The 13,577-nt window shown below is 41.3% G+C and carries 8 protein-coding genes; all 8 read left to right on the top strand.

The annotated features are described in order from the left end of the window. Entirely contained in the window at nt 1-1,002 is a 1,002-nt protein-coding gene (locus tag OCU48_RS08810; RefSeq protein WP_141344229.1) for an ABC transporter ATP-binding protein, read from the top strand. Then, on the top strand, nt 995-1,990 hold the full coding sequence (locus tag OCU48_RS08805; protein WP_141344228.1) for an ABC transporter ATP-binding protein: 996 nt from the start codon (nt 995-997) through the stop codon (nt 1,988-1,990). Before OCU48_RS08810 ends, OCU48_RS08805 begins: the two co-directional genes overlap by 8 nt. A gap of 173 nt (nt 1,991-2,163) precedes the next feature. Further along, entirely contained in the window at nt 2,164-3,357 is a 1,194-nt protein-coding gene (locus OCU48_RS08800; RefSeq protein WP_141344227.1) for a carbohydrate porin, read from the top strand. Nucleotides 3,358-3,580: 223 nt separating this feature from the next. Next, nucleotides 3,581-5,224 carry an ABC transporter substrate-binding protein gene (locus OCU48_RS08795; RefSeq protein WP_141344226.1) on the top strand — a complete coding sequence of 548 codons (1,644 nt, stop codon included), beginning with the start codon at nt 3,581-3,583 and terminating at the stop codon, nt 5,222-5,224. An 80-nt stretch (nt 5,225-5,304) separates the two neighbouring features. Next, nucleotides 5,305-7,590, top strand: a complete 2,286-nt coding sequence (locus OCU48_RS08790) for a glycoside hydrolase family 9 protein (RefSeq protein WP_141344225.1) — start codon at nt 5,305-5,307, stop codon at nt 7,588-7,590. A gap of 53 nt (nt 7,591-7,643) precedes the next feature. Then, complete coding sequence (locus tag OCU48_RS08785; RefSeq protein WP_141344224.1) at nt 7,644-8,801, top strand: endo-1,4-beta-xylanase; 1,158 nt, start codon at nt 7,644-7,646, stop codon at nt 8,799-8,801. A gap of 220 nt (nt 8,802-9,021) precedes the next feature. Then, the gene (locus OCU48_RS08780) at nt 9,022-10,701 is read left to right on the top strand and encodes a hypothetical protein (RefSeq protein WP_141344223.1); all 1,680 of its coding nucleotides are present in this window, start codon (nt 9,022-9,024) and stop codon (nt 10,699-10,701) included. 89 nt (nt 10,702-10,790) lie between these two features. Continuing rightward, the gene (locus OCU48_RS08775; protein ID WP_141344222.1) at nt 10,791-13,049 is read left to right on the top strand and encodes a GH36-type glycosyl hydrolase domain-containing protein; all 2,259 of its coding nucleotides are present in this window, start codon (nt 10,791-10,793) and stop codon (nt 13,047-13,049) included. Nucleotides 13,050-13,577 lie beyond the last annotated feature (528 nt).

Here is a 13,577-nt window from a genome sequence, read left to right as displayed (position 1 = left end):
ATGAAAAATCTATTAGAAGTCAAAAATCTGTGTGTTGACTACATCACTTTTACTGGTGCGATTCGTGCTGTAGACGACGTGAGTTTTTGTATCCCAGAGAATAGTATCTTTGGGCTGGCAGGAGAGTCAGGGTGTGGAAAAAGTACCATTGCGTACGCGATGATGCGTCTACATCGCCCGCCTGCAATTATTAGCGGTGGGAACATTTTGTTTGAGGGAAAAGATGTTATTGATTTTTCCGATGAGGAGTTGCGAAAGTTCCGCTGGAAGGATACATCGATGGTCTTTCAGTCAGCAATGAACTGTTTGAACCCAGTTAAAACTATCGAATATCAATTTTGGGATATCTTCCAGGCACATAATGCTGTATCGAGTCGAGAAGAGTCGATTGAGAAGAGCCAGGAACTACTGAGAATTGTCGATATCCCAATAGAAAGATTATTTGATTATCCACATCAGTTTTCTGGCGGTATGCGTCAACGTGTTGTGATTGCAATGGCACTGGCCCTTAAACCAAAATTATTGATTATGGATGAGCCTACCACTGCATTGGACGTTGTTGTACAACGTGAGATTCTGCAAAAAGTATACGACTTGAAAGAACTGTTTGGCTTTTCGGTCTTATTTATTACACATGACTTGTCTTTGATGGTGGAGTTTTGTGACCAAATTGGCGTGATGTACTCAGGAAAACTAGTAGAAGTGGCAAATGCCAAAACTATATTGCGTGAGCCTAAGCACCCTTATACCTATGGTCTAGGTAATTCTTTCCCTACATTGCGTGGTGAAATGCAAGAGATGAAAGGCATTCCAGGTACACCTGTTGATTTATCAAATCTGCCTAATGGTTGTCGGTTCGCTGAGCGTTGCTTTAAGTCCAGTGAGCTCTGCAAGAAACAAGAGCCAGCTTTGAAGCAGCAACAGGATAATACGTTTACGGCTTGTCATATGCCAATGAATACAAGTAGTGAAGAAGACCATAAAGAGGTGGCACATGTATAGCCCAGATTTACAAGATGTGACCATTGAAGCAAAGGATATTACCATCGACTTCAGAAAGAAGAAGACATCGATATTCGGTCCTCGAAACTATATGCGAGCAGTTAACGGTGTCAGTTTTCAGATGCGTACAGGGCGTTGTTTAGCTGTCGTGGGTGAGTCAGGCTGTGGTAAGAGCACAGTAGCAAGATCGATTGCGAAAATTCATGCCCCGAGTGGTGGTCAGATTCTATATAAAGAACGTGATATCCAAACGTTTGATGGGAGTAAAGATTTAGCTCAATATCGCAATGATGTACAAATGGTTTTTCAAGACCCATTTGGTTCACTAAATCCACTTCATACTATTCGGTATCATTTAACTCGCCCGCTAAAGATTTACCATGGGTTAGAAGGAAAGGCATTAGAAGAGAAACTGTGTGAGTTACTTATCCAAGTTGGATTAAACCCTCCATCAGAAGTACTTAAAAAGTTTCCACATCAATTGTCAGGTGGTCAAAGGCAACGTGTATTCCTTGCTAAAACTTTAGCAATAGGTGCCAATGTCGTTCTTGCGGATGAACCGACGTCAATGCTTGATGTTTCTATTCGAATCGGTGTGCTTAATTTAATGAATGAAATGAAGCACGATATGAAGAAATCGTTCATGTATATCACGCACGATATAGCGACAGCTCGTTATTTCGCTGAAGATACTATGGTGCTGTATTGTGGTCACATGGTGGAATGGGGTGATACAGAAGAAATTACCCAAAACCCTCAACATCCATATACACAATTATTGTTAGCCGCAGTGCCTGATACCAGTCGTAGCATTCACGAAAAATTGCCAACGCACAGATCCATGGAAACGCCGATGTGGACTCCGGAAAAGGTTGGATGTCCATATTCAGCACGTTGCCCGAATGCGACACAGGTTTGCAGTGAGGTATTGCCAGAAACCAAAGAGGTGGCACCCAATCATTTTATTAGGTGTCATCTATTTCTCTAAATAAATAAAAATCGAAAATAAAAGATAGCAGATTGTGGGAATTATTTTTCGGAATCTGCTCACCTGTAGATTCTTATATCTCTATTTTTTAGGCTTGCCTTTAATGTCGAAGCTTTGTAAGTGATATGGAATAAATAATATAAACAGCCACTTTTTGTTAAATGGATTAATATATGAAAAGCAAAAAAATACTTCTGTGCTCTGCTATTTTATCTGGAGCAATAAGTCCAGGGATACTAGCTGATGATGCGTTAGTTTTTAATGGATATGCGCGTTGGGGGTTTCATTCACAACTGAATAATCCGAAGTTGGAGAGCCAAGTTGGGCACGAGTACAAATTTGTTGAAACTGATAGTGACTTTGGCAGTTCAGTTGGTCGTTTGGGAAATGAAACAAATGGTGGTGAAATTCAACTGACAAAGTATTTAACTTCAAGCTCTGGTGCTAAATGGGATGTTGGCTTCATGCTTGAGCAGTATTCTGACTCTAGTGAAGAGTGGGATCCTAATATTAAGAAATTATATGCTGGCGTTCGCAATATTATCCCATCGCAGCCAAATGCTTATTTTTGGGGGGGATTGAATCACAACATGCGTTATCAAACCTATCTGACTAACTACTTTATTTATGAAACAGATGGTCAGGGTGGGGGAGTCCGGGATTTGGATGTTGGCATAGCTGATTTAGATTTGAGCGTTGTTGCTGCTGCAAGTTATACCGGCGCCCATGACCGAGATGGTTTGATGGCAGCAACATCAGATTTACATGGTATCCACCTTAATGCAGATTTTTATCTGGATTTATTCATGAATTACGGTTTTGACACAACTGAAACAACGGCGGATACCCATATTCAAGCTCAACAATATGGCTTGCGTCTTCATCATGAAGGGTGGGATTGGAACAACCGTGTTACGGCTATGTATTCGACCAACAATGTCAATTCAGTATTCAAAAAAGCTGAAGAAGTGGATGCGGTACAAGTTTACTTCGAAGGTGATTACACTTTTACCCCAAGTATTGCTCTGGCATACCTTGCTGCATATCACAATGTTGAGAACACAGGCACTAATACTGATGAGCATTTTGCATCTCGTACATCAGGAAATGTAGTGCTTCGACCTATGTTTTTCTGGAATGAAGACCACTCAACTTGGTTTGAAACTGGTTATGAGAACGTTGATTACGACGGTAACGGAGAAGATACAGCATGGAAGATTACGGTTTCTCAAAATATTTCGTTTGGAGCTAGAAGCAAGGCTCGTCCGATGTTGCGTGCTTATGTGACTTATGGACAGGTTGATAAGCGATTAGAAGCAAAATATGACGTGGCTTCTGCGGGCATTATGTTTGAAGGGTGGTGGTAGATACGGTAGGGAGAATTCTGTCCTTCTATAAAACCAATTATCAATTTTTTCGAATTTTAGCATGTCAAATTCTATCTATACGGTTAAGTGAATTATTGGCATGCGAATATATTATGGCGGTTTAAATCCATATTTCCGATTTTTACTGCCTAGATGGTAAGTGATTTGGCTATCAATTTATTGTTTGGAATAAAGAGAGCCGCCATATGAAATGGAGAGCACAATGAAAAAAACAATGTTCGCTGCAGTTATGATGATAGGAGCTACATTCGTACAGGCTGCCGAAACACCAAACTTAAAAGTACTCACAGAATCAACTACAGGATGGGTGCGTAATTTTAATCCTTGGATTGGAGGTCGTTCGGATTGGGCCTATGAGTCGCTCATGGTGTTTGATTTACTAGACAGTTCGAAAGAGCACCCTTGGCTTGCAAGGGGTTATGAACTAGCTGATGACATGATGAGCATTCGAGTTGATTTGCGAAAAGAAGTGAAATGGTCTGATGGGGAAGACTTTTCGGCAGATGACGTAGTGTTTACTATTGAGTACGTTCTTAAGCACCCTGAAGTAGATGTTTCAGGTTTGACAAGTCGTGTTGATTCAGTAACAAAAATTGATGACTATGCGGTACGAATTTATCTAAAAGAGCCAAATGCTTTTGCTGCTTACGATATATTGGGAGAGTCACTTCGTATTGTGCCTGAGCATATTTGGTCAAAAATCGATAGCCCTGCACAAGCTTCAAACATCAATCCAGTCGGTACGGGTCCTTTTACTGAAATCCAAAGATTTAACCCTCAAGTATATATCCAGTGTCGCAATCCATATTATTGGAATAAGAATCTAAAAGTGGATTGTTTGGAGTTTCCTCAGTATTCGAGCAACGATGCGGCTCTTGAGTTACTTGCAAAAGGAGAGATTGATTGGGCGGGAGTTTTTGTTCCAAGTATCGAGCGAACTTATGAAAGAAAGCATCCTAATAACAAATACTGGTTTCCATCTAATAGCGCAGTAAAGATAGCACTGAATTACGATACTAAAAATGAAGGGGCTAGAAAAGCGTTTCATAGTCGTGATTTCAGACAAGCGTTCAATTTAGCCATGGATCGTGATGGAATGATCATGATAGGTGCTTATAACTACGTTGATGGAGGAAATCCAGCTAGTGCTCTTCCAAAGGCATTGTGGAACTGGCGTGACGAAGTTGCTGATTCTGTTTGGAATGAGACTTTTCAGTATGATCTTGATAAGGCTAGAGCAATTCTAAAGTCAGCGGGATTTATTGATGTCACTGGTGATGGATATGTCGAGAATCCAGATGGTTCACGTCTTCGTTTTCGCATTCAAGTACCTAGCGGTTGGACTGACTGGGTGAATAACGCATCTATTGCTGTAGAAGGTCTACGTGAAGTCGGTATTGACGCTACGGTGGTCACCCCTGAAGTGAATGCTTATGCACAAAATTGGCAAACCTCTGATTTTGATGCCACATTTTCATCGGGTTCACTTCAAGCCTCAGTCTGGCGTTTTTATGACTATACAATGCATTCACGTCATGCAAATAGCGGCGCTTGGTGGTCAACCTCTATGCATAACTACAAAAACGCTGAAATTGACGAGCTTATCGATACTCTATCGATAACCTTAGATCCTGAAAAGCAACGCCAGTTGACCAATAAGATTGAACGTATTTACGCCGAGGAAGCGGTACAAGTACCTCTTTATAATAATGGTGTTTGGTATCTCTACAACGACTCTCGTTTCATGGGTTTTGCTAACGCGGACAATCCAATTATATTCCCTGCGCCATTTGAAGGGATGAGCCGAATTGTGCATCTCATGAATATTGAGCCACGCACTAAATAGTTCTACAAATTAGACCCACGGTAACGTGGGTCTAGCCTCTTGTTCTTTACAATAAAAATAACTTTACGTGAGACATAAATATGAAAGAAAAATTTGCATGTTTGGCGATGGCGGTCCTTTCCACTACCGCATTGGCAAATAATCAGATGGTTCGAAATGGTAGTTTTGAAAATGAGCTAAATGGTTGGTGGAGTTCAGGTAATCGCGCGGTAGTAGAAGATGGTGAAGCCTGCATTGATATTAATGAAAGTACTTCAAACCCTTGGGATATTGTTTTTGGTCAAGGTGGGTTTGGCTTAGAGCAAGGTGAGCGTTATCAAATCGAGTTTACTGTACGAGCAGATCAAAACACTCGAATTAGAGCTGTTCTTCAGCATGATGGTGCACCTTATACGACCTATGTTGGTGAAGATGTGCGAGTGTCGAAGAGTGCGAGACGTAACAAGGTTCGCCTCACCCAAAAGCATACTAGTGATGACAATGTAACATTGCAATTTCAAATGGGTGGGCAGAAGCAAACCAAGGTATGTATTAGCGATGTTTCTATTCTTGGAAAGCAATACGTAAAGAAAGAGTTTATCCAGCCAGTTCGAGTAAACCAGACCGGTTACTTGCCCAATGCCAATAAGATAGCAGTAATTCAAACCCATGAATCAAAGCCTATTGCTTGGAAAGTGAAAGATGCAACAGGTCAGGTACTTGCTTCTGGTAAGACAACGGTGTTTGGTGACAATAAAGCCTCCAATGAACATGTTCATCAAGTCGACTTCAGTAACTTGAAAGAAGAGGATACAAATTTAGTGTTGTCTGTTGATGGGAAAGACAGTTTCCCATTTGCTATATCCAGCGATATATATGAGCAATTGACAGAAGATGCGTTCTTGTACTTTTACCACAACCGAAGTGCTATCGATGTTTTAGAACAATATGTCCAAAGACAAGATTTAGCTCGTCCTGCGGGACATGCAAGCGATGTAGTCACGTGCTTTGATAAACGAGACAAAGAAGGCAACATGTGGCCGGGTTGTGACTTTGAGATTGATGTGTCGGGCGGATGGTATGACGCCGGTGATCACGGTAAGTATGTTGTGAATGGCGGCATTTCTACCTGGACATTGCTAAATCTTTACGAGCGTTTCAAGCATATCGAGTCAATAGGTCTTCCCCTAGAGCGCAAGAATAATTTAATTCCTGAGTCAGAAAGTGGTGTTAACAATGTATTAAGTGAGGCTCGTTGGAATCTTGAATTCATGCTGGCGATGCAAATACCGGAAGGCAAAAAAGTGTATGCACCAGTGGGTGACCAAAGTGCGGAAATAGATAATCTTCAACTAACCGAGATTGACGCTGGTGGTCTTGCCTTTCATAAAGTGGCAGATGAACGTTGGGCCAAGATGCCTTACCCTCCACACCTAAGTGATATAAAGCGTTATGTGGGCCAACCTTCTACAGCAGCAACGTTAAATCTTTCGGCAGTAGCGGCACAAGGTGCACGTATCTGGCGTGATATAGATGAAGAGTTTGCGGATCGTTGTCTCCAATCTGCAGAAAGAGCTTGGAATGCGGCACTGAATCATCCAGAAATCTATGCTTATAACAATTTCAATGGTTCAGGCCCTTATGGTGATCTGAAAATATCTGATGAACTTTATTGGGCAGCTGCAGAGCTCTATATAACTACAGGTGAAGACAAATACAAACAGTTTGTAGAATCATCAAATCACTTCTTAGAGACTCCCGTAGGAGATAAAGATTCATCTGGTGATTTTTATTGGCGAGAGATGGCACCTGCAGGCACTATTAGTTTGGCTGTAGTCCCAAATAACTTGGGTGAAGATAAGATTCAAGCTGCGCGCGATAATTTGATAAAAACGGCTAGGGCATACAATGACCAAGCAAAAAGTGAAGGGTATAACCTTACCTATAACCCAGAGAATTACCCTTGGGGTTCTAACTCAAATGTAGTAAACCGCAGTATATTTCTTATCTATGGCTATGACTTTTCAGGAAGTGTGGATCTATTAAAGTCTGCAGCAAGTAATATGGATTATGTGCTTGGTACTAACCCTTTAAATCTTTCTTATGTAACAGGTTATGGAAGTAAGTTCGTTCATAATCCTCACCATAGATTTTGGGCGCACCAAAATGACAACAACTCTCCTCGTCCCGCTCCTGGTGCACTTTCAGGTGGTCCGAACTCCATCAGCTTTAGCGATCCAATTGCCTCTGCGATGAGTCAATACTGTCATCCTCAAACTTGCTTCAAGGATGATATTGGTGCGTGGACACTAAATGAAATTACCATTAACTGGAACTCTCCTTTGGTATGGGTCTCATCTTCGCTCAATCATAGTGAGCTCAAGTAACGTTATAGTGGCGTTGAATATTTATTCGACGCCACAATTCTGAGGTTTAGTATATGTCGGCTATAAAAAAAAGTGCGTTGGCCTTAGTGATACTCTCACTTGTTTCGGGCTGTAACACTCGATATGTCAATTCTGGTAATGATGATACAGGTAGTGATCCTAGTTGTAGTATTGAGTTACCAAGTGAAGAGGTAGCAAGTCTAAAAGCAGTAAATGAAGGGTTAGCATTAGGTGTCGCACTACCAGCAGGTCAGGCCAGCAATAGTATCTTTAAACGTCCAGATCTAGAAACAGTGACAGTTCAGCATTTTAATCAAATTACCGCAGAAAACATTATGAAACCGAGCTATATGCAACCTGAGCAGGATGTATATGAGTTTGATGACACAGACAGATTTGTTGCTTTCGCTGAGCAAAATGGGATGTCAGTACACGGCCATATGTTGGTATGGCACAAACGTATCGCTGATTTTAAACAAAACTGCTCAGGGAGCATTCAGTGCAGTCAATACATGACGGACCATATTGCAACAGTAGTCGGTCACTATGAAGATCGAATTGTCAGTTGGGATGTTGTAAATGAAGCATTTACGGATGACTACGGCTCAGGCTCTGACTATCGAAATTATGATAACCCCGCTCATGGTGTTGAAGGGAGCGTATGGTATCGAGAAATCGGGAAAGACTACATACCCATCGCATTTTTAGCTGCGAATGCGGCTGACCCTAATGCTCTGCTTTACTACAACGATTACCAGCTAGAACGCGACAATGATAAGTTGAGAATCACCTTGGAGATGATAAACGAACTGCAAGTCGAAGATGTTCCTATCCACGGTATCGGTTTTCAAATGCATATCACCCATGATGTACCATCTTCCTCTCAGCTTCGTAGCGCCTTACAGCAAGCGGTTGATACCGGTCTGCTCGTAAAAATCACAGAAATGGATGTTCGCATGAATGAGTATGGAAACGTCAGTTGTTATAACACCACTGTTGCTCAAGCACAGCAAAAAAGGTACCAGGAAGTTGTTACAACTTATTTGGAAATTGTTCCTGAAGGACAAAGAGGTGGTATTTCATTTTGGGGTGTGACTGATGAAGACAGCTGGATCCCTGATTTTTACGAGGTTCCAGATTGGCCTTTGCTTTTTGATGAAAGCTTAAACCAAAAGCATGCTTTAGTAGGGGTCGCCAATGCGCTTAAGTGAGTACAGAATCCATATTTAAATAAAATGGTCTTACTTTCGAAATGATGAATTTCTCAATTCAAATAGAATCAAATGAGATATCTCACCAGTGGTGAGATATCTTTATTAGTGCGGGTCAATTCACATTTCGACTTAGTAACAAATGCATAATGAATTCGTAATTAAAATGAAATCGGCTTCTCTAACTTCTCGAAATGAGACAAAGGGCAAAGGATTAACTATGTTGAAAAATATGCCAAACAAGGTGTTTTGGGCCACGGGTGCTTGCTTGACAGCAACAGTATTGATCGGTTGTGGGACAGATTTTACTAGTGGTAATGACAATACCGGCGGTGGTGATAAACCAACCGACCCGATGATCGTGTTTGACGGCAACTTAAATTCGAACTGGGAATACTATGACTGCTGTGGTGGCGGAAGCATCGTCACCACGTCTGACTCAATGAAAGGTAATGTTCTTAAATTTAGTATTATCGATGGTGAAACAACCGTAGGGCTTGAAGCAGGAAGTGTCGTAGATCATTCGGAAATCGAATCTGAAGGTACTATTGATTTTTCGATGAAAATTGAACGCATGCCTACAGAAAGCGATGATTATAAGTGGTCTTTCACTTTACGTAGTCTGGGCGATGAACAAGTGATGATCTCAATTGAACAGTCCGATATGGATGCGACTGGAGTTTGGTATGACTTCAGCTTCCCACTTAGTGAGCTTGCCAATGAAGGTTTGAATACTTCTACAATAGACCGTATCTCGATGACTCCTTCATGGGGCAAAGGGACGGGAGCCGTATATTATATGACAGATATCATCTTTACTGATGGCTCGGGCAGTTCTGAGCCTGGAGATGAAGATGATCATGCGTTATTAACAATTAGTGATGAGTCAAATGGTTGGTCAGTCTATACCTCCTCTGAAAATGGTCGTGCGTTCTTTGAAGATAGCGGTGATCTCGGTTACGCCAATGCTGTGAAGTACGAAATTTCTGGTGCTGAAAATGCCGGCATGATTGCTCAAGGCATTGAGTATTTTGACGGCTCTGAGCATGTAGATGAAGGTGTATTATCATTTGATCTAAAGGTTCTAACTGAAGCTGTGGACCCTGAATCACTATGGGAAATGAAGGTTCGTAGTAATGCTGATTCGGCTGAAGAAGTAGTCTATGTGAATCTGATAGATATGAGCAAAGATCAAGCGGAACCAGTGGTAGGCGAATGGGTTAATTATACTTTTAATCTATCGGATCTTGGTGACGAAGGTGTTGATCTAAGTGCAATCGACCGAGTTGCTATCTATCCAACTTACGGTAAAGGCGATGGCGCGGTTTATTATGTTGCCAATGTTAGCTTTTATGCAGAAGGAGCTTTCGTTCATGACCCTATAGATCCAGACCCTGCGCCAGAGTTGGTGCATAAAATAACTGATGGGGACGACGCAAATATATTTGCTATCGATGGCAATTCATACTATTGGAGTGAGGAAACAGTTCGCTTTCTATTGACCGGTACAGGTGCTCAAGCTGTATTTAAAATTCCTGACGCACCTTTAGATGTTTCAGCTATTAACAATGAAGGTGTTTTAACCTTTGATCTTCGCTTAAGAGTGGATTCTACGGCATTATCAGATCCAAGTGACTGGGTGATACGCTTTGATCCTACCTCTGGCTGGGAAGATGCAGTTGTGTTGTCGTTGTTGGATTCAGATGAGGGAAGCCTGCCAGTTCGCGATGAATGGGTATCATATACAATCGATCTATCTAAATTTGAATCGGCAGGTCTTGATTTGAGCGATTTATCCCGATTCTACGTTTACCCTGTAGCAGGAGAAGCAGCAGGTATCAATTACGATATATCCTACGTTCACTTCTACGACTCAAAAGTATTGATTAATAACAATTAATTCTATTTTATTCGCACCGTGGTATTGGAAGTACTGCGGTGCTTTGCAGTTCTACCATCGATATTTCGACGGTAATCAGAGGAATAAGCATGCACATTGGCGAATTTGCTAATCTTGGTTCGACTTACCGTATACACACTCCTGATACACCTTCTCAATGGTCTAACCCACTCTATAACGATGAGTATCTTTTAGAGATTGATCAGCGTTTACAAGGAACGAGCTATTACGTCGAGAGCTATAATCGACATCTTTTGTCTCATCAGTATCGTTACTTTTACATAATAGATAACCAGAATAATGTGGTCATTGATGTTAATCATCTGTCATCTGAAAAGGACTTCGATCTTTATCAATGTGACCACTCCATTGCAGGTACAACATTAACGATAGAGAAGTGTGCGATAAGAGTTAAGATCCAGTCTTTTGTTCCTATCGAAGGGAAGCAAGAACATTGGACTATCACCCTATCTGATTTATCAGGTAAAAGGGATTCATTAACCATCATTTCTGCGTTTGGTCTTTATGATCATGGTGTCATGGGGGGCAGTTGTGATTATGATAAGGGTATACAGTCAATAATTAAGTATGCGCATCCCTACCACACTATGTATCATGAAAAAGCCGAAGTTGCGGATCAACCTTCTCACGTTTATTTGATGTCGGATCAGACTCCTTCGAGTGTGGATATGAGTCAAAGGCGCTTCTTTGGCGGAGATAATTTGAATAAATTGCCTGTCGCGGTCAAGCGAGGGCAATGCAGTGGCATTGTAGGGGAAGCAGAAGACTTTATTGCGGCTATGAGTCATCAGGTTTCTGTAAGTGAAGGTAATAGTTCAACAATTCATTTGCAACTTGGCATTGCTAAATCATATGCAGAAATTGAAGCTAAACGTAGCTCTATGACTAGTGATAGGATTGAACAATCGTACAAAGATACGCAGGATTACTGGTTAAAAGAATTTGATCGATTCAGTATCACAACACCTGACGTCAATTTAAACTACCTAACGAATTATTGGTTAAAGAAACAAGTAACTCTTCTATGCCGACAAAATCGCGGTACTACTTATTGCCCTGTTCGAAATCAACTTCAGGATGCAATGGGTTACGCTTTGATTGACCCGTATAAAGCGGAATCCTTTATGCTCGACGTATTGCGGGAGCAACAAAGCGATGGTTTTATTCAACAATGGCACTTTACCGATGATACTTCACCTCGAGGTCTCTGCCTTCTTCATCATACCGATGGTCCTCTTTGGTTAGTGATCTGCTTGATTAAGTTGATCAAGCAACAAGGTGAAATTTCGCTTTTTGAGCATAAAGAATTGAATGTAAGTAAGCGCCTGAACGATGCAATTACTTATATGTATAACCATCGCGGTGATCATGGATTATGCTTGATAGGGGATGGGGATTGGAACGATCCTATTAATGGTGTAGGCCGTGAAGGGAAAGGCGAGTCAACATGGTCAACGATGGCGTTGGTTTATAGCATAAATGAGTATCTCAGCTTAGTTTCTGACAATAAAAACTTTAAAGCTGAAATTGAGTCTTTACTCACAATGCGAGAAGAGTTAGTTAACTGCATTAATCAGCATTGTTGGGATGAGCAATGGTACGTGGCAGGCTTCGATGATAATGGTGTTGCATATGGCAGCCGAGATGACAATAATCGCCTGTTTTTAAATGCTCAAACATGGTCTGTGATTTCTGGTGTAGTTCCGGAAGAGCGATTACCAATCATGAATAAATCGCTTGAGAGACTCGATACACCGTTTGGCCCACTGTTGTTGGATCCTGCTTTTGATGACTGGGATGAGCGTTGGGGTCGTGTAAGTGTTAAAAAATCAGGTACGACGGAAAATGGTTCAATCTATTGCCATGCTTCTATGTTTAAAGCGTTTGCTGATTCAATGGAGCACAACGGTGATGCATTATATGAGGTGATTGCAAAGACACTGCCAACCAATCCACACAATCCGGTTTCGCAATCTTTACAGTTGCCACTGTATATCTCTAACTATTACTACGGCTTAAAAGATTCACCAAACTATGGACGCTCTAGTATGCATTACGGTACGGGTACCTCTGCGTGGATGCTACTAGTGGTGATCGAAGGGTTGCTGGGTGTGAAGTCTGAAATTGAGGGGTTAACGATAGATCCTTGCCTTCCATCAGATTGGGACCAAGCTTCATGTTTTCGTCAGTATCGTGATGCTACTTATAACATTCAATTTACTCGCGGTAATACTCCTTCTATAAACATTAATGGTACGAGAATAGATACAGCTGTTCTTCCTTATGAAGCACACAAACACTATGAGGTAGAGGTCTCGTTTGTTTAAAACTGTAAAACTCTCGTATACCAGTTGGAACTGGGGATCCATAGCTCATTGATTATTTCCCCAATTCCGACAGTAATTGAGTTAGAAAGTATTACTCTTTGGCTCACAAGTGGATAGGTGTTTGAACTCTAATAATTTGTGTAGGCAATATTTTAGTGCACGATTTTCTTAGACTTACATTCTCTATGAGCTCAATAGAGCTTTGGGGGTCGTTTACCTTATTGGGTAAGTTGCCTAGCCCTTAAAATTTATAGTTTTCTTTGTCTAGGGACTGCTGAGGTACTCATGCTTTAAGTGGTGCAGTAAGTTCAAATACAGAGGGCGAAAAGCACTTACACTAGCGTGTGAGTGCTTTGTTTTTTCTGTCTATTATATTTACGAGATTGAACAAGTGGTAACTTCCATAACCCAAACAATCGTTAGCTTCTGCCTATATGTGTAGTGGCACAGTTAATTTGGCCAGCTCATAAGTATTTTTTAGTCCTTGTTCTGCCACTGACCACGACAAACTTCTGTTCAGAACCTTCA

This window comes from Vibrio inusitatus (assembly GCA_024346935.1).
In the GTDB taxonomy this organism is placed as follows: domain Bacteria; phylum Pseudomonadota; class Gammaproteobacteria; order Enterobacterales; family Vibrionaceae; genus Vibrio; species Vibrio inusitatus.
This window is presented reverse-complemented; position numbering and strand designations above follow the sequence as displayed.

What these genes read in the sequence shown, in the direction of transcription:
- OCU48_RS08810 (WP_141344229.1), top strand. Translation starts at nt 1, where the DNA reads ATGAAAAATCTATTAGAAGTCAAAAATCTGTGTGTTGACTACATCACT.
- OCU48_RS08805 (WP_141344228.1), top strand. Translation starts at nt 995, where the DNA reads ATGTATAGCCCAGATTTACAAGATGTGACCATTGAAGCAAAGGATATT.
- OCU48_RS08800 (WP_141344227.1), top strand. Translation starts at nt 2,164, where the DNA reads ATGAAAAGCAAAAAAATACTTCTGTGCTCTGCTATTTTATCTGGAGCA.
- OCU48_RS08795 (WP_141344226.1), top strand. Translation starts at nt 3,581, where the DNA reads ATGAAAAAAACAATGTTCGCTGCAGTTATGATGATAGGAGCTACATTC.
- OCU48_RS08790 (WP_141344225.1), top strand. Translation starts at nt 5,305, where the DNA reads ATGAAAGAAAAATTTGCATGTTTGGCGATGGCGGTCCTTTCCACTACC.
- OCU48_RS08785 (WP_141344224.1), top strand. Translation starts at nt 7,644, where the DNA reads ATGTCGGCTATAAAAAAAAGTGCGTTGGCCTTAGTGATACTCTCACTT.
- OCU48_RS08780 (WP_141344223.1), top strand. Translation starts at nt 9,022, where the DNA reads ATGTTGAAAAATATGCCAAACAAGGTGTTTTGGGCCACGGGTGCTTGC.
- OCU48_RS08775 (WP_141344222.1), top strand. Translation starts at nt 10,791, where the DNA reads ATGCACATTGGCGAATTTGCTAATCTTGGTTCGACTTACCGTATACAC.